The 26972-nt window shown below is 26.7% G+C and carries 16 protein-coding genes; 5 read left to right on the top strand and 11 right to left on the bottom strand.

Annotation, left to right across the window (positions count from 1 at the left end):
• Nucleotides 1–36: 36 nt before the first annotated feature.
• The 4 genes from ESOMN_RS01275 to ESOMN_RS01260 all read left to right on the top strand — a co-directional run bounded on the left by ESOMN_RS01275 (nucleotide 37) and on the right by ESOMN_RS01260 (nucleotide 6337).
• Entirely contained in the window at nucleotides 37–2991 is a 2955-nt protein-coding gene (locus ESOMN_RS01275) for a lipoprotein (RefSeq protein ID WP_024863867.1), read from the top strand.
• Nucleotides 2991–5267, top strand: a complete 2277-nt coding sequence (locus ESOMN_RS01270; protein WP_024863866.1) for a Vmc-like lipoprotein signal peptide domain-containing protein — start codon at nucleotides 2991–2993, stop codon at nucleotides 5265–5267. The genes ESOMN_RS01275 and ESOMN_RS01270 overlap by 1 nt, the downstream gene beginning before the upstream one ends.
• A complete protein-coding gene (locus ESOMN_RS01265; RefSeq protein ID WP_024863865.1) occupies nucleotides 5267–5659 on the top strand; it encodes an HIT family protein in 393 nt (130 codons plus the stop codon). The genes ESOMN_RS01270 and ESOMN_RS01265 overlap by 1 nt, the downstream gene beginning before the upstream one ends.
• 84 nt (nucleotides 5660–5743) lie before the next feature.
• The gene (locus tag ESOMN_RS01260) at nucleotides 5744–6337 is read left to right on the top strand and encodes an FMN-dependent NADH-azoreductase (RefSeq protein ID WP_024863864.1); all 594 of its coding nucleotides are present in this window, start codon (nucleotides 5744–5746) and stop codon (nucleotides 6335–6337) included.
• A 45-nt stretch (nucleotides 6338–6382) separates the two neighbouring features.
• Here the strand turns inward: ESOMN_RS01260 and ESOMN_RS01255 are convergent, their stop codons facing one another.
• The 6 genes from ESOMN_RS01255 to ESOMN_RS01230 form a co-directional block, all read right to left on the bottom strand.
• Nucleotides 6383–7048, bottom strand: a complete 666-nt coding sequence (locus ESOMN_RS01255) for a BspA family leucine-rich repeat surface protein (protein WP_024863863.1) — start codon at nucleotides 7046–7048, stop codon at nucleotides 6383–6385.
• Between the two features lie 145 nt (nucleotides 7049–7193).
• Nucleotides 7194–9317: a hypothetical protein gene (locus ESOMN_RS01250; RefSeq protein WP_100608750.1), complete on the bottom strand. Its 2124-nt coding sequence runs from the start codon at nucleotides 9315–9317 to the stop codon at nucleotides 7194–7196.
• Between the two features lie 1146 nt (nucleotides 9318–10463).
• On the bottom strand, nucleotides 10464–13895 hold the full coding sequence (locus ESOMN_RS01245) for a BspA family leucine-rich repeat surface protein (RefSeq protein WP_157844491.1): 3432 nt from the start codon (nucleotides 13893–13895) through the stop codon (nucleotides 10464–10466).
• 28 nt (nucleotides 13896–13923) lie between these two features.
• Nucleotides 13924–17673, bottom strand: coding sequence for a BspA family leucine-rich repeat surface protein (locus tag ESOMN_RS03840; protein WP_024863686.1), 3750 nt, complete (start codon nucleotides 17671–17673; stop codon nucleotides 13924–13926).
• A 46-nt stretch (nucleotides 17674–17719) separates the two neighbouring features.
• On the bottom strand, nucleotides 17720–19507 hold the full coding sequence (locus ESOMN_RS01235; RefSeq protein WP_024863687.1) for a lipoprotein: 1788 nt from the start codon (nucleotides 19505–19507) through the stop codon (nucleotides 17720–17722).
• A 368-nt stretch (nucleotides 19508–19875) separates the two neighbouring features.
• Entirely contained in the window at nucleotides 19876–20097 is a 222-nt protein-coding gene (locus ESOMN_RS01230; RefSeq protein ID WP_024863688.1) for a BspA family leucine-rich repeat surface protein, read from the bottom strand.
• 648 nt (nucleotides 20098–20745) lie between these two features.
• Between ESOMN_RS01230 and ESOMN_RS01225 the strand changes: the two genes are divergently transcribed.
• Nucleotides 20746–21360, top strand: coding sequence for a hypothetical protein (locus tag ESOMN_RS01225; RefSeq protein WP_024863689.1), 615 nt, complete (start codon nucleotides 20746–20748; stop codon nucleotides 21358–21360).
• Nucleotides 21361–21717: 357 nt separating this feature from the next.
• Here the strand turns inward: ESOMN_RS01225 and ESOMN_RS01220 are convergent, their stop codons facing one another.
• From ESOMN_RS01220 to metK, 5 genes are all read right to left on the bottom strand, one after another.
• Complete coding sequence (locus ESOMN_RS01220; protein WP_024863690.1) at nucleotides 21718–22710, bottom strand: 3'-5' exoribonuclease YhaM family protein; 993 nt, start codon at nucleotides 22708–22710, stop codon at nucleotides 21718–21720.
• A gap of 85 nt (nucleotides 22711–22795) precedes the next feature.
• Entirely contained in the window at nucleotides 22796–23713 is a 918-nt protein-coding gene (locus tag ESOMN_RS01215; RefSeq protein WP_024863691.1) for a type I phosphomannose isomerase catalytic subunit, read from the bottom strand.
• 17 nt (nucleotides 23714–23730) lie between these two features.
• Nucleotides 23731–25035 carry a methylenetetrahydrofolate--tRNA-(uracil(54)-C(5))-methyltransferase (FADH(2)-oxidizing) TrmFO gene (trmFO, locus tag ESOMN_RS01210; protein WP_034942644.1) on the bottom strand — a complete coding sequence of 435 codons (1305 nt, stop codon included), beginning with the start codon at nucleotides 25033–25035 and terminating at the stop codon, nucleotides 23731–23733.
• Nucleotides 25036–25088: 53 nt separating this feature from the next.
• Complete coding sequence (locus ESOMN_RS01205) at nucleotides 25089–25751, bottom strand: copper homeostasis protein CutC (protein ID WP_024863693.1); 663 nt, start codon at nucleotides 25749–25751, stop codon at nucleotides 25089–25091.
• A 33-nt stretch (nucleotides 25752–25784) separates the two neighbouring features.
• Nucleotides 25785–26927: a methionine adenosyltransferase gene (gene metK, locus ESOMN_RS01200; RefSeq protein WP_024863694.1), complete on the bottom strand. Its 1143-nt coding sequence runs from the start codon at nucleotides 26925–26927 to the stop codon at nucleotides 25785–25787.
• Between the last annotated feature and the right edge of the window lie 45 nt (nucleotides 26928–26972).

Raw genomic sequence — 26972 nt, 5'->3', positions numbered from 1 at the left:
AATTAAGTGAAGTATTAAACGAATAGGAGAAAAAAGATGAAAAAATTATTAACATTGTTAGGAGCAATTTCAATTACAGCTTCTTCGGCTGCTTTGGTTGTTTCTTGTGGTTCAAAGGAAGAAGATAAAAGTGAAGGTTCAACCTTTATTGATAACAAAGGGAATATTAAATTTAATAGTGAAGACTTATTGAATTGATATATCTCGCTAAATGGTTTTGGAGATCATATTAAAATTGTTAAAAGTTTTTATCAAATTTTTGCAGTTGCAGTGATGCAAGAATCTAAAAAAGATGATTCGAAATTATTTAATGCTATATTCAACAAAGAAAATAACTATTATGCGCTTAATTCAAATAAAGATTCGAAAAATAACATGAAAAAAATTATCTCTGATTTATTAGGAGATATGGATTCAACTGAAACTTACACAGTTTATGGAGCAGCCATAAATAGTTTTAAGAAAAAAGAAAAAGAAGTTGATAATCGTGAGAAATTAGTTGACGAACTTGCGAAACAATTTCCAAACGTTGATAAAAACTATGATGCACTAAGAAAAGCTTATATTAATAACCTAGTATTAACTGATCCTAAAACTGGTGCTTATGCACAATTAAGTAACTTGTTGATTAAAAAAAGTCAAACAAACATTGCAGATATGACTTCTAATACAGAACTTAATAGAAATACATTGTTAGAACAACTAATGGAGAAATGACAAAATGTCAAAACTTCTGAGTTAGCAAATAAAATTGTTGAAGAAAAAGATAATAATAAAGAATTGTTAATTAATCTTTTTAATGCAACTGGTGGTTTTAATAATATTACTGAAAATACTCAATCTCAAACTAGATTTGATAGTCAAAACAAAAAAATTTGAAACATTTACGATATTAAATGAGCAGATGAATCTTCGATAAGTACATTAACTGTTAACAATGCAAAAGAATTATTAAAAAGAATTGTACCTGCTTTTGGTACAGCGAACGTTGATGAGAAAACACTTAAAGAAGCAATTTATATTAATAATGTTTATAATTTAGCATCTCCTTCTCAATGAAATACAGTTTTATTTGATGGAAAAGAATTAAATTCACAAAATAGTTATTTTGATCTTGTTGCAAGTTATCCAACAAAAGCTGATGATTTAAATTTGAATACAAATACAGATAGTGAATTATATGGATTTTTATCAAATTCGCAAAGATTTGTTGTTGACAGTTTCTTTCAAAACCAAAAACCACTTGCAATAACTGAAGTTGTTTTCAATAAGGGGACAGGAGATTTAGCAAAAGAAATCAATGGTGAAGCTTTTTTTGATAAAACTACAACTACTGACGCTAAACAATTTACTGGTTTAATGGACTTTTTAAATAACTATGTAACTGGAGCAAAAACGATTGAAGGAACATCACAATCACCTTTTGATACAATATTTGCAAATCAAAATAAAGCAAATAATGGGAAAATTTTTGTTAAGAATAATGAAGCTTGAAATACAGACAGTTCAAATTACTATACAACTAAAAACGATAGTGAGTTATTAACACTAAGTGATTCAAGTCATTCTAAAATTACTAAATATTCTGTTTATGATTTCTTGCAAACTCAGGGTAATATAGAAGAATTTGATATTGCAGATAATGCAATTGAAGTTGAAAGTAGGGATGATTTAGAAGACCCAGAAAAAGGTGCTTTTTTACCTGACAATGCAACAGCTATTGCGAATGTGATCAAAAGCTTACCTGATGAAAACCAACAATCTGAGGCTTGAGCAAAATTAGGGCAAGCATTGGGATTGATTAAGTCTTTAAACAGAAAAGTAAATCAAGATGGAACCGGGGAATTTTCTACTTCTGATAAGCAATCTGATAACAAAGTTTATAAAGTTCTAAACAAAGAATTAGGGATAATTGCTTTCATGGATACCGATGGTTTACATATTACCAAAATTTCGGGATTTGATATTCTTAAAGGTTCAGAATTATTATCGGCTCAAAAAACTGTGGATTTCGAAAATGATAAAGTAGGTTATCTAAAAGATGCTCAAACTTTACAAAAAATAAATAATTATGCCAAAGGCCAAACTAATGGAGACTATCGTTATATTTTTGGGGATTATAAAGGAGCATTTAAACCAAATTCAGTTTCATCTTCTCAACTAAACAAAACAAAAAATAAAGCTGCTAATGATACAACAAAAGAAGAAAGCATGGAATTCATTTCCGCTGATAGAATTGAAGATATTAAGAAACTTGGATTGGATTATTCTCGTATCAATAGTTCTATTTCGAATAAGTACGAACAATACTTAGTAAACAATTCAATTGGAACTAATATTAAAGATTCAAACTCAACAATTGACACAATTGCTAAATACAACATTATTGATGCTGCATTCAATTATGCAACTGCCAAAGATTCATCAACAACCGAATTATCATTAGGTGCTTCATGAATGTTTGATTATTTCGTCAGCATTACAGGACAACAGCAAATTGATCAAGTTATTGAATGGTTAATTGAATTTGATGAAACTAATTCATTATCAAAAAAATTCAAACAAGATTTAACGAACAAAATCAATTATTTAACTAGTTTGACTATAATGAAAGGCCAAAACGATTTTAAAGATGGTTGAGATGAATGAAATAAATCAATTGATGATTCTAAACTTGAAAGTGGTTTTGGTGGTAAAAATAAAGACTTACCTTTAAGCAAATTAGATTACAATACAAAAAGCGAACAAGAAAATTCAGTTGATGAAGCTAAACTTTCTATAACTAAAGAGGAATTGACTTCACATATTGATAAATTAATACAGTTACAATGATTTGATCCATTTAAAACATCGTCAGTTTCTAGAAATAAATATGCAACACAAGCAAATGATTTGATTGAATGAAAATTTACAAAATCATTAATTAATGATTTTGTAAAAACTCAAACTACATATGATTTAAATAATAGAAAAATAGGAGGTAAAAAATAATGAAAAAGCTATTAACTTTTTTAGGGTCTTTTGCCTTGATTTCAGCAACTGCAGGAGTTGTTGTAGCTTGTGGTAACAATCAAAGCATTAAAAGATTTGACACTTTAACTTTAGAAAAAGAATTACGAGACAAAATATTAAATCAAATTAAAGGGGATAAAGATTTCAGTACGACTAACTTTGATATATTTAATCAAATTGACATCAAGACTGCGATGATGAATTTAGTTAACGATAAAATTAGTAAATTGTATTATGAGCAACAACAAAAAAAACAAAGCACAAACTTAAAATTAAAAGGTTTTGATCAAAAAATATATGATCAAAAAATTAATGAAATTTCTGCTAATATTGCTGGAGATAAACTCTTTTACGAATATACATCAGCAATCATTGATGGAAAAGCTGCTAAAAAAGAAAGTGAATTATTTGAGAAAAAATTAGGAATTAATCCTTCTAATTTACAAAAAAATGATACCGAAAACGAAGACAAATATACAGTTTGATTTAGTAAAGGTGGAGAAAATGATTCATACAGTTTATGACGTATGGCAAATGAATATATTTCAAAAGATGCATCAACTGAAATCAAAAAACCTAAACTACCATCAATTGAAGAATTAGAAGCAGGTAAATTTGTTGTTCTTTTTAAAGCAGAAAAAAATAAAGTTGAATTAAATAATGCAGAACTTGCAAGTTTGGGTAAATTCACTTTAGGTCAAGAAAAAGCCACAGGAACAGATACTAAAGTTTTAGGAATCGATGAAAATAATATTAATTACCTAAATGGGGTTGAAGCGTTACAATATCGTTTTCAAGAATACTTTAATTCAGAAATTAAAGCAAAAATTTACGATAGTGTATTAGCAATATCATATTTAGATGCTCAAATGTGAAGAACTAGTTCAGATGCTAATAAACCAGGATTGTTTTTCGACAAAAATTCACCAGTAGCTAAAAAGGTGCAAACTTGAAGTCAAGAAGATGGTTACAAATCAAATATTAAAATGGTTTGATCATTTACAATGAAAGATCAAGCAACAGCAGCATCAGTTTGGTCTTCAATTAAAAACAACCTTGATAATAACGGAAATATTAAAGATACTAATGTAACTTCACTCAAATCACTTTTTGACACTATGCTAGACATTGGAGACAAAAACAATACAGCAGCTGGAACAGATCCGTATTTAGGAATCTCTGGATTTAATGGTTTTGTCGCTAATGATGGAGAAACCATTAAATCAGTTGATGGTAACTTAATTATTGCTCAAGATGCGTATGCGGCTGTTAATAAAGCAAATGGACCCGCTATTCTTTCAAAAGGAAATTACGGTGAAGGTTATAATTCAAACATTAAAAACTCTAAAGATTTTTATTTAGTTTTACCACTATATATGATTGATTTACTACACGATAAAAACAATAGTTATACTAATGGACAAAAAACAGAAATTGAGGTTGATGCAACTGGTGTAAAAAATTTAGATGCTTCAAAAATAAATGACATTAAAGCTTTATTACCAAATTTAGAGGATTTAAAAATTAAAGTTGATGGTGTTGTTTATACTCAACAAAAGGCTTTAGATGTTTTCAAAGACTGAACACAGATAAACAAACCCAATACTGCTGGTTTCATAGATGGAAATGGCAAATCAACTATCGGAATGCCACAAGGTGCAACAAGTGTTTCCTTAATTGGTTCAGTTGATAATACTCATGATAATACTTATGGAAATATAGCATTTAATGCAAAAGTTAATTTGGGTGTGCTTGCTAATACACCAACAAGCACTGATACAATTAAATTTACTAAAGAAGATGACAACACTATTGTTGAAGTAACTCCAAGCGATGCTAATAAAGTTGGCAAAGTAGTTACAATTGGAAATATTAAATTATCATTTGATTCAGGAAATTCAGCTAATTTAATTACTGTTGATGGTTTGGACACAAATAACAAAACCGCTGGTTATAAAATTAATTTAGGAAACAACGAATCATTTCCAGATAGTTTAGTTCAAAGTGGAAATTTCGATTTTTATAAATCTAATAGTTCTAGTTTAGATATTCAAAGTTTAACTAGTGATAAAAAATGAAATATTTTACGTGAATTGCAATATATTGCTGCAAAAGATGAAAATAATATTGAACAAGCTAAAGTAACTATTTATCCGCAATTTATTACAAACAACGATATTCTATACAATGAGTTATATAACACAATTTCAAAATACCTACGTGATGATATTTTTAGCAACGGATCTTCAGACTAATGGAATGTTTATTTTGCAAAATCATTAATAATGAGATTCCGTGTTATAAAATTTATGAAAATGAAACAACTTTAGCATTTTTAGATATTTTCCCAAATGCTAATGGGCACTGCTTGGTAATTCCAAAAAAACATGTGGAATCTTTTAGCAAAGCTGATTCACAAATTGTTTGTGATGTAGCAAAAGCTAAGTTAGCTGTGATTGGTAAATTAACAAAATTAAATCCTAAAGGTTTCAATTTTGTAAGCAACGATGGAAACGAAGCTTTTCAAGAAGTATTACATTATCATGAACACATCATTCCTAAATACAAAAAAGAGGAAGGCTTTACTTTCAAAATTAATAAAGTTAATTTAGATGATGTTAACAATATTTACAATAAGTTAAAATAAAAAAATATCTTGAATTATTCAAGATATTTTTTTATTTTAGAGTTTAGGTAGTTATAATTATAATAATCACAAGGAGATTATATTATGAGTAAAAAAGTATTAGTTATTTCAGGAACAATAAGTCCAAAAGACAAATCTTATTCATGAGAACTAAGTAAAAAGTTTATTGAAGAATACACTAAAAACAATCCAAAAGATGAATTAATTTATTTAGATTTAAATCATGTACCAATGGCACAAAAATCGCTAACAGAACAAAATTTCGCCACTTACTTCAATGAAGAAGATGCAATGAAATATATTCAACAATTACGTGAAGTTGACAAGATTGTAATTTCTAGTCCTATGCATAACTTCAATGTTCCAGGAATTGTTAAAAATTATTTAGATCACATCTTATTGGCTAACGAAACATTTTCATATAAATATTCAAAAAAAGGTGATGCAATTGGATTATTAACTAATTTAACCGTACAAATTTTAACTACCCAAGGCGCACCATTTGGATGATATATGTGAGGAAATCACACAGATTATCTAAGAGGAACTTGAGAATTTGTAGGTGCTAAAGTTGTTGAACCAATTTTATTAGCTGGAACTAAAGTTAGTGGTTTAACACCAACTCAAGCAGTTGATAATATTGTAGAAGATATAACGGAAGCGGCAAAGAAATTTTAATTAAATTATAAAAAATCTCGTTTTATATACGAGATTTTTTATAATTTAAGTATTTTTTTTATTAAATTTTGGTTTATTAAAATCCGCTCAAGAGATTGCATTTTTATCGTAATCTGTTGAAAAAACAATTTCTTGACAAAAAGTTCATTTTGATAAATCCTTGTTAAAAGAATGAGCGTTTTCAAACATTGATCGAAAAAATTTAAGATTTACGATATTTCAATTGGAAATATCTTGATTAAATTCTATTGAATCCTTAAACATATATTTCATATTATGAACTCGAAATGTATATAAATCAGAAATGTCATTGTTAAATTTCTTAGCACCTTTAAACATTCCTTCCATGGTTGTTGCATTAAAAGCTCTTCAACGAGAAATGTTTCCGTTAAATTTTTTACAATTTTCAAAAACATATGACATATCTAAGATTAATTTTGTATCTCAAGTTTCAATACCTTCAATAATTTTGTTGGGATTATTACTAAAAAAACTTTTAAGACTTCTAATTTCAATGGGCAATTTATTGGGAACTTTTTTGCCTTTAAAATGATGAATAGTACATCCATTTTTGTCATAACCAAGTTTAAGGATTTCTTTTGCTTTAATTTTTTTAAAATTAAATTCCTTAGTTTTTTGTGAGTCATTATTAGAATCAATATATTCAGTTCATTCCGATTCTATTTTTTTTATCTCTTTGAATTCTTTCATTTATCAAATCTCCTTAATCCACTTTTATTAGTTAATAAAAGTTTTTTAATTAATTAATTTTTGAAACATTTCAAAACGTAAATATATTTTTTGAAATGTTTTATATTAATATATAAATTACTAAAAATAAAAATGCTAATTTTTTTTACTGTATTCATTTATTGTTTCAATTATGTTCTAAAATAATTTCTCCATTATATTTAAAATAATTATTTATATTTCCGTTTCCAACAAATTTTCAAGTCGTGGTGTGTGGTCCCCTTTTTTTAGAAGTATGCTTTATAGTTTCTCCTTCTTCAATAACAATTCCACCTTTAACATCAATATTCATTGAAATTAATAATTGTTCTAATTCAACTTTATCCCAACTTTTTCTTTTATAATCTTCAGAATTTAAAATATCTTGTAAAATATTTTGGATGTTTATAATATTTTCTGATGAATCTTTTTTATTATTTCAATTGTGTTCTAACGTGATATGGTTTGTGTATTTTCAATGATTGCTTTGATCCCCATGACCAATAAATTTTCAAGTTGTGTTTTGCGGACCTCCTGTAAAAGCTCGGGTGTTAATTGTTTTAATTTCTTCAACACTAATTCCCCCAGCATCATCGATATTTGCAGCAACTATGGCTTGTTCTAATGCTGTTTTGGTTCAACTCTTGTTTGTATAATCAGGGGAATTTAGAAGGTCTTGAAGTTGAGAATTGATGTTGATAATGTTTTGGGTTTTATCTTCAAGATTATTTCAATTGTGTTCTAACGTGATATGGTTTGTGTATTTTCAATGATTGCTTTGATCCCCATGACCAATAAATTTTCAAGTTGTGTTTTGCGGACCTCCTGTAAAAGCTCGGGTGTTAATTGTTTTAATTTCTTCAACACTAATTCCCCCAGCATCATCGATATTTGCAGCAACTATGGCTTGTTCTAATGCTGTTTTGGTTCAACTCTTGTTTGTATAATCAGGGGAATTTAGAAGGTCTTGAAGTTGAGAATTGATGTTGATAATGTTTTGGGTTTTATCTTCAAGATTATTTCAATTGTGTTCTAACGTGATATGGTTTGTGTATTTTCAATGATTGCTTTGATCCCCATGACCAATAAATTTTCAAGTTGTGTTTTGCGGACCTCCTGTAAAAGCTCGGGTGTTAATTGTTTTAATTTCTTCAACACTAATTCCCCCAGCAACATCGATATTTGCAGCAACTATGGCTTGTTCTAATGCTGTTTTGGTTCAACTCTTGTTTGTATAATCAGGGGAATTTAGAAGGTCTTGAAGTTGAGAATTGATGTTGATAATGTTTTGGGTTTTATCTTCAAGATTATTTCAATTGTGTTCTAACGTGATATGGTTTGTGTATTTTCAATGATTGCTTTGATTTCCATGACCAGTAAATTTTCAAGATGTGCTTTGCGGACCTCCTGTAAAAGCTCGGGTGTTAATTGTTTTAATTTCTTCAACACTAATTCCCCCAGCATCATCGATATTTGCAGCAACTATGGCTTGTTCTAATGCTGTTTTGGTTCAACTCTTGTTTGTATAATCAGGGGAATTTAGAAGGTCTTGAAGTTGAGAATTGATGTTGATAATGTTTTGGGTTTTATCTTCAAGATTATTTCAATTGTGTTCTAACGTGATATGGTTTGTGTATTTTCAATGATTGCTTTGATTTCCATGACCAGTAAATTTTCAAGATGTGCTTTGCGGACCTCCTGTAAAAGCTCGGGTGTTAATTGTTTTAATTTCTTCAACACTAATTCCCCCAGCATCATCGATATTTGCAGCAAATATGGCTTGTTCTAATGCTGTTTTGGTTCAACTCTTGTTTGTATAATCAGGGGAATTTAGAAGGTCTTGAAGTTGGGTTTTGACTTCAAAAATATTTTTAGTTTTATTTAATTTAAAATTATGAGCTAATTCAATTGAACCTGTATATATGGTTTCATCATTGTTTAAGTTATTGCCTGTAAATTTATATTTTTCAGTTTTTTGTTCAAAAGATTTTTGGGCATAGTTAAAAAAAATTAATTCAACATTAATTGCATTATTACCATATTTTTTATTAAGTTCTTCTTGTAATTCCTCTTTTGTTCAAAATTTATTTAATCTTTGATCTAAAATACTTTGTAATTCATTTTGAATTGATGATATATCTTTAGAAATTTTTTGAGATAATCCAAAAATAATAAAAGGCGTTGCTGCCAAAGGAACCATTAAAATAAGTAACAATATGATCTTTTTAAAATTGCTTTTTTCTTTTTTCATTAAATACCTCGATGATTAATAAAAATTTATATAATAATTCATTTTTTAAAAGAATAAAGGATAAACCTATATTTTGAAACTTTAACACTATTATGTGTTATTCATTCTACAAAAAAAAAAAAAAAAGCAATTGGTTCTTGGAAAAAACTAAATAAATTTAGTATAAACAGTTTGTCAAACAAAAAACTTATTCGTAAAATTATTTGTTCTTGCTCATTTATAATTTACAAGATAAAATTTATAAACAATAATGATTTAAATGTATAAAAACAATGTAGTAAATTTAAAAATGTACAATAAAAAATCTTGCAAATATTTGCAAGATTTTAAAATTTATAATAACTATATTATATTTCAAGTGTAAATTAATAACGTTGTTTCCATTAAAATTCAATTGATACTACAATATACAGCCACAACAAATGTTAATTGTTCTTTGTATGTTTCTGAACAAATAATTTACACAAAATTGCTATTAACTGAAATTATATTTATTTCATAAATTTTATTTAATTTATTTTGTAATTTATCTATTTTTTATTTTTAAAGTTTTTTTCATTTAGTAAAATTTGTATTTTAACTTAAAATTCTTTTATTAAAAGTTGTTAAAATAAGTAATTTTTTTATGTTTCAAAAACTTAAATCTTGATAGAAACTGATGGCAGATTTAAACACACTAATGATATAAATAACATTAGAAATATCACTATTAAATTTTTTCATTCCCCTAAACATGCTCTCCATTGTTTTTGAATTAAAATCTCTTTATCAAGAAATCTCTTCATTAGAATTATTACAAGTTTTAAAAACATATTACATCTAAATTATTAAATTGTACATCTCGACATTTAATTCTCCCAATAATTTTGTTGCCATTTTCATTAAAAAATTTTAAAACTTGCTATTTAGTTGGGTAATTTATTTGGAAGTTTTTTGTCCCCAAAGTGATTTATTATATTGATATATTCATCATAAGCGATTTTATTTATTTGCTTAAGTTTTATTTTTTGAAAATTAAATTCTGAAATTTTATAAAATTTTTATTATAATTCAGATATTTTTATTTTAAAAATCTATCATAAAATATATATTCTTTATGCAATTTTTATTAATTTAAATTATCTTAATTTATAAAAACTTTTTCTATTAATTATTAAATCTTGGTTTGTAATTTGATTGTCATTTATCAGCGCCACTATCATACATACTGTGATAACCAACAGATCTAACATCTCATTTTGATAAATCTTGATTAAAATTTTTGGCATTTCTAAATGCAACTCCCATAGATTCTAATTTCGTTGTTGTTCAGCTAGATATGTCGCAATTAAAATTTATAGCATTTTCAAATGCTCCATCCATAACAACGAGCTCACCTACTCATCAATTAGAAATGTCACCATTAAATGAGGTAGCATTTCTAAAGGTGTTTATCATGAATTCTAAATTTGATGTAATCCAATTTAAATCACGATTAAATGAAGAGGCTCCTTCAAATGCTGATGAAAAATTTATTACATTATTTGTTTTTCAATTTGTAATATTACCATTAAAGGAAGAAGCTCCTTGAAAGATAGATTCTATTGTTAAAGCATTTATAAGACTTCATTTGTCTAAATCTTGATTAAATTTTGAAGCATTTTCAAATGTTCCTTTCATACTTTTTATATTTGAAGTATCTCAATTTTCTATTCCAACAATTTTATCATTAGGATTTCCTGCGAACATGTAATCTATATTTTCTATTTGAGTGGGTAGCTCTTCTGGCATATATTTACCTTTAAAATTTTTAACTGAATTTTCACTTGTAGCAAGTGATAAAATAGCTATCGCATCAGTTTTTTCGAAATCAAAGTATGTTTGATAGGATAAATTTAATTTAGAATCTAGATAAATAATCTTAAAATTATCATTAATTCCATCACCAATAATATATTTTTTAAAAACATAATTACCTTTATATTTATTTTCGTTTTCGATTGAACCTGTTCCAGTTAATTGAATTTGTTGAAGATCTTCTGAGTCATCAATTTTAATTTCGAAAGAATTTTTGCCATATTTTTTTTCTATTGTTAATTTTAATTCTTCATTAAATCAAGCGCCTTTTTTAGAACCGATTATACGATAAAGGTCAATTAACATTTCTTTATCTTTTGTAAAATCAATGGTTGTATCTACTCGCTTATTTCAATTGTGTTCTAATTCAACATGTCCTTTATAGAGATATTGGTTGCTACCATTTCCATTACCTTGAAAAATATATTTGTCAGTATGAGGCTCTGGCTTTCAAGAATAAAAATCTAAATTATCATTTAATTTAGATGATTTTACAGTTATTTGTTTAATTCCAAATGTGTTATCAATCTCTTTTTGTAATTCTGCTAAAGTTCATTGTTTTTCTTGATATTCAGCAGAATCTACAATGTCTTGTAATTTTGATTGGATATCTGAAATTGGTTTGGTTGTGTCTTGGTAATTATTTCACTTTTGAATTAATGTAATTTCACCATTATATTTAAATGGATTTGTTGAATTTCCATTTCCAATAAATTTTCAAGTTGTCTGATGAGGACCACCGCTTGAAGAACGTAAATCAACAGTTTCAAGTTCTTGAACAATAATTCCATTAGCAATATCTAAATTTTGATTAATAATTTCATTTTCTAAAGATATTGCATTTCATTTTTTATCTTTATAAGCATCAGAGTTCAAAATATTTTGAAGTTTATTTTCAATAGTTTTAATATTAAAACTATTGTCTACTTTGTCATTTCAATTATGAATTATCGATATTTGTCCATCATATTTGAATTCATTTTTAATCGTTCCTTTACCGGTAAAAGTTCAAGTGGTTTGTTGAGCTCCTCCAGTTGATGAAAAATTATTATTTTCTTTTTGATTGCTGGTTATACTAATTCCGCCGGTAGATTCAAGTTCTTCAGCTATAATCGCTTGTTCTAAAGCTAATGATGTTCATTGTTTATTTTTATATTCTTTTTTATTTATGATATTTTGCAATTGATTAGCAATATTAAAAATACTTTGAGTAGTATTTTCAATTTTAGTTCAATTAAAATTAAGTTCTATTGTTCCTTTATATTTGTAATTATTATTTTCATTACCCTTACCAATAAAAAGTAATGTTTGTACCTCATTAATTGAATTAGAAGAACGTTGATTAATTATTTTTTCAGAAACACTGATTCCTCCAGGACTATCAATCTTTTTAGAATTATCTATTACATCTTGAAGTTGCTGTTGATTTCAAGGGGAATTTTTATCTTCTTTTTCATTAACAATTTCAACTAACAAATCTGCAATGACACCAATATCTTTGCTTGTGTCTTTATAATCATTTCACTGATGAAGTAGTGTGATCTGCCCTTTATAAAGAAATTCATTGTCAATAGTCCCATTTCCTGTGAATTTTCATTGATCAACATTTAAAGAATCAGTCGATGTTTGAGATTTGAATTCTACTTGTTCAACTTTAATTCCTCCAATCTTATCGATTTTAGAATTATCAATAGCTGTTTGCAAATCGTTTTGTGTTCAACCCTCATTTATTTTTTTTGATAAAAGTTCTTCCAATTGCGATTTTGCATAAAAAATGTTTTGAGAACTATCAATTTTATTATTTCATTGATGAGTTAAAGTAGTTTCATTTTTATATTTAAAATCATTATCAACGTTTCCTTGACCAATAAATTTTCATAAATTTGAATGTTCATCACCAGTTCAACTTCGTTCATCTTTAAAGCTAACTTCTTCAACTAAAATTGCATTTTCTTGATCTAATTTAGCAAAGTTAACCGCCTTTTGTAATTTTTGTTTTGTTCAAATTGAATTTTTATTGTTATCTAAAACATTTTGTAATTCAGTATTAATTTGACTTATTGAAACACTCGAATCTATCTTTGTTAACCATTTATGAATTAGTGTAATTTCATCTTTATAATTAATACCATTACCCACAAAAATTCATTCAGATGAGTTTCATTCATAGCTAGCGGAACGTGATTCTTGTTGTTTTACAGCTTTAACAGATATTCCTCCAGCAACATCAATATTATTAGAGACAATAGCTTGTTCTAAAGAAGCACTTGTTCACGGTTTTTTAAACTCTTTGTTAACAATTTGTTGTAAATTGCTTTGAATTTTTACTATGCTAACAAGGTCGTTCGTTTTTAAATTTCTTGTGTGTTTTAATGTTATTTCAAAATTTAAAAATTGTTTATTAAAACTTTTTTGAAAATTTTTAAATTTCCAAAAAGTTTCAATTTTTTTAACGTTATTAACTTCAATTTCTGTTGAATTTAACTCACTAATTGTAATTTGCTCAGCGTTATCGATGTTATGAGTGATTAATTCATTTTGCAATTCTTGTTCAGTTCATGAAGAATGATTTCTTGTATCTAAAATTTTTTGAATTTCAAATTTTAAACTATTTGCATTTTCATTTATACTTTGTGAATAATATTTTTTTGAACTTAAAATCAAGACCGAAAAACTTCATAAAGTTGAAAAGATAACTAAAAGTAATCCTATTTTTTTAATAGATTGCTTATATTTTTTCATAACCTCCCTTTCTTTTTTAATTCAAAAATTATTTAAATTTAGGTTTAAATTCAGAAATTCAGTTAGGATTTGCATTAGTGTCAAAATTAGCATGATTTGTAACTTTAGATACATTTCATTTACTTAAATCTTGGTTAAATTTTTTAGCACCACTGAACATAAGCGACATATCTATAACATTTCCAGTATCCCAGTTTGAAATATCTTGATTAAAGTTACTTGCATTTTCGAATGTACCATTCATTGAAATAACGTTTGAGGTATCTCAATTTTCTATACCTTCAATTTTAAAATTTAAATTACCTTTAAAGAAATCGGAAATTTTTTTAATTCCAACTGGTAATTTATCAGTTATTTTTTTACCTTTAAAGTTATAAACTGCATTTCCATTAGCATTATAACCAATTTGCAATAATTCTACAGCATCAATTTTTTCAAAATTAAATTTTTTATCAGTTGACAAAATTCCTAAATCTCCTTTTGAATCTATGTATTTAGAAATGGTTGTATCATTAGCATCCGTCAATGTATTTTTTATAGTTATTTCCCCAACATATTTGTAACTATTTGTTTCACTCCCATGACCGATAAATTTAATTTGTTGTTCATTTGCATTGTTGCTTATAATTACAACTGTAATTCCTCCAGATTTATCAATTTTTAAATCAACAGCTTTTTGTAAATCTAGCTGATTTCAAGACGAATTTTTTGAACTTTTTTCAAATATAAGTTTGTTCAATTGACCTTTTATTGATGCATCTTTTGCTAAATCAATTGGTTTATTAACTCCGATTCATTTATGTTTTAGATTTATTGAACCTTTGTATCAATAATCATTTTCAACTGAGCCATGACCGGTAAAAATGTATTCATCAATATTTTCTTTTTCGTTTTTCATGTTTTTATTAGCTTCAGATTTTACATAATCAACAGTAATTGAACCTGGAGGATAGTTATAATCTAATAATCATTGAATTTCATTTAATGTTCAAGATTTAAATTCATGCATTTTGTCATTTAATAATATTTGCAGATCTTCTTCAATTCTAGAAATATCAAACGAACCATCCTTAACAGTTTCTCAATAATGTAAAATACTTATTTCCCCAATGTATTTGTAAATGTTATCATCCTTACCATTTCCAACAATAATTCATTTATCTTCTTTTCAATCAGGAGTTGCTAAGCGAGTGCTTGGTTTTTTCTTTAATTCTTTAACGGTAAAACCACCTTTTGTATCAATCCCTGAATTATCAAGTGCTGTTTGTAGTTCTTCTTTTGTTCAAGCTTTTTTGGTGTGATTTTCTTCGTTGTTAATAAATTCTTTTAACTGATTTTTTGCATTTTCAATATTTTGAGTATTGCCAATTTTTTGATTTCAATCATGTTTTATTTCAATACTTTCATTATAAATTCAAGTATTATTTTCATTACCAAGACCTGTAAATTTAAATGTTTGTTGACCCGTACTTTCTTCATATGAACGATTTTTGACAGGTGGTGTTAAATCTTCAACAACGATTCCTCATTTTTCGTCAGGTCATTTTCTGTTAACGGCTTCTTGAAGATCCTTTACCCATAATTTTTTGTCTTTATTAACACCTTCATTAACAATGATGTTAAGTTCAGATTCTATTGCTTTTATATTTTGTGTTGAATCCTTTTTATCGTTTCAAATATGCTCTAAAGTTATTTCATCATTGTACAAGTAATTATTGTCAATTTTACCATTACCAATAAATTTTCATTTAGTTAATTTAGGTCCACCTGTTCAAGAACGTGTATCAACGTTTTCGACAAGTTGAACAGTGATTCCTTCAGCTACATCAATTTTTTCAATTGCTTTTTCTAAAAGTTCAGCAGTTCAAGATTTATTTTTGTATTCTTCTGAATTTATAATGTTTTGTAAATCATTTTGTTTTGTTGCAATATCAACAGTTGTCTCTTTTATATTATTTCAATTGTGTATCAATGTAACTTCATCTTTAAACATAGATGGGTTACTTTGGCTTCCAGTACCAATAAATTTTCAAGAATTTTTATTCTTTGACCCACTTGAAGAACGGCTTGATTGTTCTAAAATTGGTTGAACAATAATTTGGTTATGAGGATCAAGACGAGAATTATTAATTACTGTTTGTAACTCTGATTGTTCTCAAGAAGCATCTAATTTAGAATCTAGAATTATTTGCAATTCATCACTAATTGTTTTGATCTCATAACTTCCATCTTGTTTATCATCTCAATTGTGAAACAAAGTTATTTTTCCCATATATTTATGTTCGTTGTCAATTTTACCATTGCCAACAAAATCTCAAGTTGTAATTTTTGGCCCACCAATTGACACACGATTTTCAGAAATTGTAGTGCTATTTTCAGAAACTGTAATTCCATTTTGGTCAGTAAGTTCAGCATTGATAAGCGCTTGCATTAATTCTTTTTGTTCTCAAGGTTTTTTTTCATATTCAGAAGAATTTATAATTGATTCAATTACAGGTATAATACTTCGAATATCTTGAGTTGTATCAGATATAGTTTTTCAATTATGTGAAATTTCAATTTGATCAGTATATTTGTATGAATTTTCATTATTACCCTTACCAATAAAAATTCAAGTTTGTGTTCCTTCATTTTTTTGTGAAGATCTATTTAATATTTTTGATTTTTCTTCAACACTAATACCACCATCTTTTCCAAATTCAGAAGTGTTAATTGCAATTTGTAATTCTTCATTTGTTCATTGATATTCACCATTTTTTTTAGATTTTAAAATGCTATCAAGTTCGTTAGAAATAGTTGAAATTTGAGTTTTTTGGTCATTGGCAATTCATTTATGAGTTAAAACAATTTCCCCGTTATAAATTAAATCATTATCAATATTTCCGGTTCCTATAAATTTTCATAATACAAAATTTGTGTTAGAAGAATCAACTTTTGATTTATTTTCAACAAGTTTAACTACAATTCCGCTTTGCAAACCAATCGTTTCATCAATTTGCTTTTGTAAATCTTCTTGTTTTCAGGTTCCATTAACTTTTGAATCCAAAATTTTTTGAATATCATTTTCTTTTTCGATAATATTTTTAGAAGTGTCTACTTTATCATTAAAATTATGAACTATCTCTATTGAATCATTATATTTATATTGCAAGGTTGTTTGATCATTTTTATTACCTTTACCGATGAATCTTCAAGAAGTTTTTTGATCACCACCTTGAGAACTACGATTTTTAATATTTTCTACAGATTCAACAGCAATTGCTCCTTTAGCATCTAATTTAGCATTATCAACTGCAATTTGAAGTTCTTCTTTAGTTCAATTTTTATTTTTTCGAGTAGTTAAAATAGTTTGTAATTCATTTTCAATTTGACTAATTGATACGAAAGAAATTATTTGCGAAATTCAATCATGGGCAATTTCAAGATCACCTTTATATTTTTCTCCGTTACCAGTGAATTTTCATGTTGTCTGTTTTCACTCATAGTTAATCGTACGGAAAATTGGTTTAGTTACTTCTTTAGCAGTTATTCCTTCTAAACCTGCATCTATAATTGCATTATTTAACTCTTCTTCAACTCATTTTTTATTTATATTTTTGTTTAAAATTACTTCAAGATTCTTTTTAACTTTGACAATATCACTTGGATTATTTTTTGCTTCTTTATTTGAATTTTCAATGTTATATTTGCTTGAACTTATTGCAAAAAAAGCTGCTGATGATGCAGGAATTGCTGTTACTAACAATAAACCTAATTTTCTAAATTTTCTATTACTCATATAGTCTCCCTTTAATTTTTAAAAGTAAAAATTTTTAAACTAAACGCTAAAGCATAAATGTATGCTCAATCATTATTTTTCCGTTATACATATATTCATTGTCTATTTTTCCATTACCAATGATAATTCATTCTTGAATTATGTACTCTTTATTAGTTTTTGATGTTCCTTTTTTCACAGTTAAGGCACCAATTTTATCAATTTTTGCTTGTTCAATAGCAGTTTGTAATTCTTCTAATTCTCAACTTTTATTAATGTGCTCTTTATTGTAAACAATATTTCTTAAATCCTTTTGGACTTCAGTTATACTTTGAGTTGTATCTTTGATTTTAATTCATTCATGATTAATCTCGACACTACCAGTATAAATTCAAGTATTATTTTCATTACCAAGACCTGTAAATTTAAATGTTTGTTGACCGTTACTTTCTTCATATGAGCGATTTTTGACAAGTGGTGTTAAATCTTCAACAACGATTCCTCATTTTTCGTTAGGTCATTTTCTGTTAACGGCTTCTTGAAGATCGTTTAATCATAATTTTTTGCCTTTATTAGCATCTTCGTTAACAATAGCGTTGAGTTCAACTTCTATTGTTTTTATACTTTGAGTTGAATCTTTTTTATTATTTCAAATATGCTCTAAAGTTATTTCGCCATTGTACAAGTAATTATTGTCAATTTTACCATTACCAATAAATTTTCATTTAGTTAATTTAGGTCCACCCGTTCAAGAACGTGTGTCAATATTTTCTACAAGTTGGATACTAATTCCTTCAGCTACATCAATTTCTTCGATTGCTTTTTCTAAAAGTTCAACAGTTCAAGATTTATGTTTGTATTTATCCTGGTCTAAAATTTTTTGCAAATCTTCTTTTTTAGAAAATATGTTTTTTGTAGAATCAATTCTACTATCTCAAAAATGTTCTAGTTCTATTGATTCCCCAAATAAATAATTGTTTGTGACATCACCTTGGCCAATAAATTTTCATTTAGAAGATCCAAAATCACCATTGGCAGCCATACTTTGAATTTTATTAATTTCCTCAACTATAATACCACCAGGAGAATCAATTCCAAGACTATTAACTTTTTGTTGGAGTTCTTCTTTTGTTCAAGGTTGCCTTAAATTTTCATTTAAAGTAGTTTTTAATATTTCTTTAATTTCTTTAATTTCAATAGTTGTGTTTTCTGTATCATCTCAAAAATGGTTTATTGTTATTTCGCCATTAAATCTAAAATCATTTGTTGGATTACCTTGGCCAACAAATTTTCACTCAGTAATTTTTTGCCCACCAATAAAACTATATGAATTATTTTTTTCTACCGTTTGCAATTCTTCAACTACAATTCCACCGGGTTTATCTAATCCTTTTTGATCAATAGTTTCTTGCAAATCTTGTTTTTTTCAATAAGTGTGTTGATTTGTTGGTGTATTTAAAATTTCTTTTAATAAGTTTCCAATTAAAGTAATGTCATCAACTGTATAAGTTCACTGATGTTCGAGTTCTATCGAACCATTATAAATGCCTTCATTTTCTTCAGTTCCATTGCCGATAAATCGGTACAAATCATTAACAATTATGTCTTTGAAATCATAGTTTTTCTTTCTTACGATTTCAACGGTTATTTCTCCCTCGCCAAAATTTTCATCTACTCTTATTTGGAGTTCTTGAAAACTCCATGCTCTATCAGTTCTTTCTGATATGATAGTTTGTAATTCATTTTTTATTGTTGATATATTAGTTGTTTTGTTATATTTGTCACATGCTACAATTGTAGTAGCTGTGGTAGATGTTATTCCTAAGGTTGTTAAAATACTTAATAATTTTTTCATATTAATACTCCTTGTTTATTCAAATAAACTGGTGTATTCCGAAATATTTTTAAATATTGATAATCATTAATGTAAAATAATTTTTTATTATTTCCACCGTGCGATATTTACGGTTAGAAAATATGATTGTTTATCAGCGCTATTTAATAAAATAGTGTTAATCTTCATAATATAAAATCCTTCTAAGATATGTTATATTTGTAACCTTTTGTTCAAGAGAATTATAATATATAAAAATTCATTTGAATACATAAAAGTGTAAAAATTTACAAAAAATTTCATAAATTGAATATTTATGAAATTTTAAGTTTATTTTTCCAATCTCATTTAGACAAATTTTTATTAAATTCTTTAGAATTTTCGAACATTTATCTAGTAAATTTTATATTTATGAAAATGACAAATGTTTTGATTAAATTTATTAGACGTTGAAACATCTTTTTCATTGTAGCTACATTAAAAGTTGCTCATTTTGAAATGTCAAAAATAAAATTTTTAGTATTTTTAAAAGTATAAGACATATCAGAAATGTGACATACATCTCAATTTTCAATATCTTTAATAATTTTATTATTGTTGCCGCAAAACATTTTTTTATACTTTTTATTTCGTAAGAAAAAATTATTAGATACTTTATCTCCCATGAAATAATGAATTTTATTTTTATTTTGTCATATCCCAGTTTTAATATTTTTTCAGCCTTAATTTTTTAAAACAGAAATTTTTAGTCTTTTGAAAATTACCATTTTTATTTAAATATTCAATTCATTAAGAATCAATATTTTTTACAAAATTTGCTTCATTCATAACTTTTTTATACTACTTGCTATTTTCTAATTTTTTTAATCAACATCTTTTTGATAAAAAAATTAAGAAGTAAACGAATATTTTTTATAGTTTTTAAGTTTTATATAATTTATTTAAAATTCATTCTTTTTAAAAAAATCAAGAAAAAATTAAAATATTAAAAAATATACTAAAATTTTTAATAATTTAACTTTTAAAAAGTGTTATATAACCTTTATGCAACGCTATAATTTATTAAAAATGCAAATATTTAAAATCAATAAATAAATTTTTGAGTAAGTTTATAAAAAATATTATTAAAAAAATTAAACAAAAGCATATACACTTAAAAGTGTTAGTGCTAACATTGAAGTGAATAAAGACGAGATCAATATTCTGGCCAACTATTTGTTTTTGTTTTTATTCAAAACTAAATAAAGGAGGGTATTAAAATGATTAAATTAATAGCACTATTAAGTGGAATTATAACACCCGTTGCAAGTATTGCCCCTGTTGTTTCTACAGTGCAAAAAAATAATATTTTACAAGAAAAAAGTGATGATGCAAAAGCTGAGGAAAAGATTCTGTATTGAAATAACAATCATTCAAGAGAAATTAGACGTACCACATCATTTCCTGCCACAAAAAATGATTCACCAGAATTAAATTCAATTTGAAATTTTGACTTAGGAACAGAAAAACCCAATTACAAAACGTTAGATTTTATAAACGCCAATGGTATTTCTCTTAAGTGAGGAGGAGATCACCTAATGTGAAAGTGACCTACAAAAGTTAATTTAGAATTTAACGATTTAAATAAAGTTCAAATATATGGTGGTAAAGATCCAGCTTTTTATGATTATGTAAGAAAAAATAAAATTGTTGACCATGAATACACAGACATTTTAGCAAAATGTTTAGTTAAAACCTATTTTGGATATACATGATACCAAAAAGATGGACATTACTATATGCAATTTTTGGCATGACAAGTAGTCTTGGAATCAAATTCATTTTCTAAAGCTTACCTAACTGCCGATTTTGGTCTAGGAATCAGTTTAAAATAATAAATAAATCATATTTAAAAATTAAATAGCATGTATTAGAGTGAACCCTAAAGAGTAAATGCGAAAATGCAATAGTATTTATTTTTTGGAGTTCATTTTGATATGCCTAAAATTGAACATATAAAAAACTTATATTTGATTTTAAGTATAAGTTTTAATAAAGGCAAGTACAAATTTTTTAAAAAAAATGAATAAAAATTTGTGCTTTAAATAATAAATTTTAATTTGCATAATTAAAAAAAATATTTAATAAGTGATTTGCTAAAAAAATAAAAGTAAATTTCAATTTATAATTTTTTATAGTTAAGGTTTTTCTACAAAAAAACAAGCTTTTGCGCTTGTATTATCTTTATGAAATTATTTTTTATTTTTACTAAAATGATTAAGAAACATTTTCCCTTCTTCGCTCATAATTCTTGGAGTTCATTCATTATTTTCAACTTTATTAAGATCATCATTAACACGATAAATTCTTGCATCTAGACTATCGAATGTTGATAAAATAATTGCTTCAATAATTACAGGTTCTGTTGGAGACCCATATTCATTTTTTCCGTGACTTGCTAAAATCATGTGTTGCAATAAAGTTACATCTTTATTAATTGAACCATCTTCCAACTTATAAAGATTTAATTGTTCAGCGATTTTAGCAATTTCAGCATTACCAATTGAAATATGTCCCAATAATTTGCCTTCAAGTGAATAGTCAACTCCTGATTCATCAATAATTTCAATTATTTTCCCAATATCATGGAGAATTGATCCACAAATAACCAATTCTCAATCGATATTTGCATATTTGTAATTGTCCTTAATTGCTAAAGCGTTTTTTACTAATGTATAACTATGTCAAAACAAACCACCTCTAACATTATGATGAATATTCATTGCTGCTGGATAAATTAAAAAATCATTTTTATATTTCTCAATTAAATCTAATGTAATTTGTTTATATGTATTATTTTCTAAATTATTTAAAATTTCTAATAAATTAAAGTATTCTTTTTCAATATTAACTGGAGCAGAAATAAAAAAATCATCAAAAGTTAACCCATAATTACTCAATTCATCTTTATCAATGATTTTGTAATCATTGATCTTTAATTGTAAAACATTACGATATTCTGAAGCAGTTGCATTAGCAGTGTACAAAAATTTATTTGCCTTGATAATTTCTTTATCTTGTTCACTTATCGTTCACTTACGAGCCTCTAATCTTCCGGTTTTATCAGTTAAATGAATAATCATGTAACCACTACCATTACTGCCTGTAGAAACTACAACTTTTTCAATTCTTGCTAAAATTTCAATATTATTGTCTTCAGCTGTTACACTTTTAATTTTTTTCATAATACTACCTCAAATCTCTTTAATTTTACACTTTTATTAACAGGAATAAAATAACAACAAAAAACCAAAAGCAAATGCTTTTGGTTTATTTTCTAATTCAAGCAATAATAACTTTTAGATCTCCTGAAAATTCAACATTTTCAACTGCACCTAAAGAGATTGCTGATTCTCCTAAACTAAATCTTTGACCGTTAATTGTCCCACTTCCGTGAATTACAGTAAAAGTTAAAAAATAAGGATTTTCTATGGTTTGAAAATATTTTTCCTTTGTTGCGTCCATAATATAAATTGAAAAAAATTCAGAAGAAAATATTTGCCCACTTGCTTGATGAACAATTTGTTCAGCAGTATCAGGGATTACTGTACAATTAATTGAATCTTCGATGTCTAATTGACGTGGTAATCCTTGATCATCAACACGATCATAATCATAAAATCTGTAAGTTATATCACTAGATCTTTGGACTTCGCAAACTGTAACTCCTGGGGTTATTGCATGAACTTTTCCGGGTTCTACATATAAAAAATCACCTTTATTAACACTGACTTTTTTTAAAAGCTTATCTCATTGTTGAGTTGCAACCATTTCTTCTAATTGAAATAAAGACTGAGCATTGTGACCATAAATCAAAAAAGCATCATCGGGACAATCTAAAATTAATCATGATTCAGGTTTACCTAATGAGTGATGTTTTTTTAATGCATAAGCATCCGTTGGGTGCACTTGCACTGATAAATAATCATTGGCAGTAATTATTTTAACCAATAAAGGAAATTCGCCTTGATAGTTTCCAAATCATTGACGATTATTTTCAAAAACATATTTTAAAGATTTACCTTTTAAATCTTTTTCTTCAAAAAAAGTCATGCCGTTATTATGTGCAGAAATTATTCAGGCTTCACCGATTTTTTTATTTTCAGGAATATCAAAACCTAAGTTTTTTAACTTAGATCCTCCTCAAAGTTTCTCGGAATAGAATGGTTTTAATTTAACGATTTTCATGATTACTCCTTTTTTAATTAGTTTAATATATTTTGAATATCTTTAAAATATCTCAATAAGTCTTCTTTAGATTTGGAATAATAATCGTAATTTTCTACCCCTGGAGTTAATTTATCAACCAAACCCAAATTTGCTTTCATTGGATTAAATTTTTTAATTTTGCTATTAGTAATGTAATTTACCAATGATCCCATAACAATCGTATTGGGCATTTTTGGTAATTTTTTATTTTCTATTGTTGCAATAATTCCTAATGCTGCCATGATTCCAATTGCGGTTGATTCCACATAACCCTCAACACCAGTTATTTGACCTGCGAAAAAAACATTTTTTTTACGCATAACTTGTAATTTATGATTCAAAATTTTAGGAGAATTAATATAATTGTTTTTATGCATTACCCCATATCTAGAAATTTTAATATTTTGCATTCCTGGTAGTGATGATAAAATTATTTTTTGTTCTGGTCATTTCATATTTGTTTGAAAACCAACAAAATTATATAAACTATCTTTAACATCATCTTGACGTAACTGTACAACAGCAAAAGGTTTTTTATTATCTGGAGTTTCTAAATTATTAGGCGATAAAGGTCCTCTTAAAAGAATTTTATTACCTAGTTTTGCAATTGCTTCAATTGGTTGACAACCTTTAAAATAAATTTCTTTTTCAAAGTTCTTTAATTCTATAGTTTGGGCATTTCTTAATTTTTGAGCGAAACTTTCAAATTCTTGTTCGTTGAGTGGCACACAAATGTATTCTCCATCACCGGTTTTATGACGAGAGTTCTTATAAACTTTTGTCATATCAATTGAATCTTTTTCAATAATTGGAGAAGAAGCATCTAAAAAATACATCTTCTGATTACCGATTAGTCTTTGAATTTCAATTTGTAAATTATCAGTTGTTAGTGGTCCTGATGCAATTAAAGTTATATCATTTTCATCATCAATTTTATCAACTTCTTGGCTAACTACTTCAATATTAGAATTCGTTTTAATCGCTTGGGTAATGAAATTAGAAAAAATTTCACGGTCAACTGCTAAAGCATCATCTCCAGGAATTTTAGCAAATTCAGCCGCTTTTAAAATTAAAGAACCAAATTGCTTCATTTCTTCTTTTAGAATTCCAACAGCATTTTTAAAAGATTTACTTCTTAATGTGTTGGAACAAACTAATTCAGCAAATAAATTAGTTTTTTGCACATCATTTCTTTTTATCTCTTTAATCTCATAGAGTTTAACTTTATAACCTTTTTTAGTTAGTTGATAAGCTGACTCACAACCTGCCAATCCAGCTCCAATTATTTTTATGTCCTTCATTTGAATATCCTTAATAAATATATTTTACAAAATAAAAAGGTCTAGTGACCTTTCTAAAGTAAATGTTTTTTCATCTCGTTAATTTTTGCAATTGAAATAGGCACATTTCAAGATTTTGATTCACGAACTGCGGTTCCAACATGAACTTCATTAACAATTGAAACAATTTTATTGATATTAGAAAAATCAACACCACCACCAGCAAGAATAATTATTTGTTTTTGATTTGTTAAATCTTTTAACAAATCAAAAGATTCATTAATATTTAATTTACCAGATGTTAAAACAGTTTTAACCCCTAGTTCTTTTAAAATTGATAAAGATTTAATTGGATCTTTTAATTGTTCAAAAGCTTTATGAAAGGTAATAGTTTTATTGCCAACTAATGCAATAATTTTTTTCATTCTTTCAACATTAATTTCTCCGTTAGGAGTAATAATTCCTACGACCACTCCTGCAACTTTTGTTTGATCAATAAACTTTGCATCTTCAACCATTTGCTCAAATTCAGCATCTGTATAATAAAAATCTCTTGCTGTTGGTCGTAACATTACATTAACTGGTAATTTAGATATTTCACCAGCTTTAATGATATCTTTACGGTCAGGAGTTAATCCTCCTACTTCAAGTTCTGAACAAAATTCTATTCGATCTGCTGTAGATTTATTGATTTCAATAATATCTTGCAAATCTTTTGCAATAACTTCTAATTTCATATTTACTCCTATGTACAATTTAAAAAAATTTGTCTATTTTAGATATTTTTTTAGTAATGGAACTTTGTCTAGTTCTTCTCAAGCGAAATGATCTTTACCAAAATGACCATAAGTTGCCGTTTTTAAAAACACCGGTTCTCTTAATTTTAAATTTGTAATCATATCAATTACTGAAAAACTGAAATTTTCTAATAATGCTTGTTCGATAATTTTTTGATTAACGTGATTTGTTTTAAAGGTCTCTACAAAAATTGAGACAGGCTCAGGCTTTCCAATTGCGTATGAAACTTGAATTTCTAATTTATCAGCTAACCCTGCAGCGACTAAATTTTTTGCAGCATATCTAGCCATATAAGCGGCTGAACGATCAACTTTAGTTGAATCCTTACCAGAAAATGCTCCTCCACCATGACGTGCATATCCACCATAAGTATCAACAATAATTTTGCGACCTGTCAAACCTGTATCTCCTTGAGGTCCTCCGATTACAAATTTACCAGTTGGGTTAATCAAAACTTTAAAATCTGTATTTAAACCGAAATCTAAAGCTACTTTGTCCATAATGTGTTTTTTTACATAAGTTTTAAATTCTTGTTCATTAAAATTTTCATCATGTTGAATAGACATTAAAATTGTATCAATCACTGGTTTATTTTTATTGGTGTAATCAATTGTTACTTGTGATTTCATATCTGGTCTTGCTCATTTAAATTCTTTATTTTTGCGTAGTTTAGTCGCTGTATAAACTAATTCATGAGACAAGGTAATTGCTAAAGGTAAATATGTTTTAGACTCATTAGTTGCATATCCGAACATAATTCCTTGATCTCCTGCTCCGATTGTTTGAGCATTTAAATCAATCCCCAAAGCAATATCGGGAGATTGACCTTCAATTTTAATATCAATTTTGCAAGTCTCAGCATTAATTCCATAATCATCATTGTTATAGCCGATTTTTCTTAAAACATCACGAGCAATTGCTTCGTAATCAACTTTAGCAGTTGTTGTTATTTGTCCACCGATCAAAAGGTAGTTTGTTGTTGCAAAAGTTTCGCATGCAACTTTTGCATTTGGATCTTGTTTTAAAATTTCATCTAAAATAGCATCACTAATTTGATCACATATTTTATCAGGATGTCCTTCTGAAACAGATTCGCTAGTAAATAAATTTCTCATATTTCTTTTTTTCACTTTCTACAATTTTTATTATAACTAAATAGC

Source organism: Williamsoniiplasma somnilux (genome assembly GCF_002804005.1).
In the GTDB taxonomy this organism is placed as follows: domain Bacteria; phylum Bacillota_I; class Bacilli_A; order Mycoplasmatales; family Mycoplasmataceae; genus Williamsoniiplasma; species Williamsoniiplasma somnilux.
The sequence above is the reverse complement of the archived record's forward strand: the minus strand, read 5'-3'. Positions and strand labels throughout refer to the sequence as shown.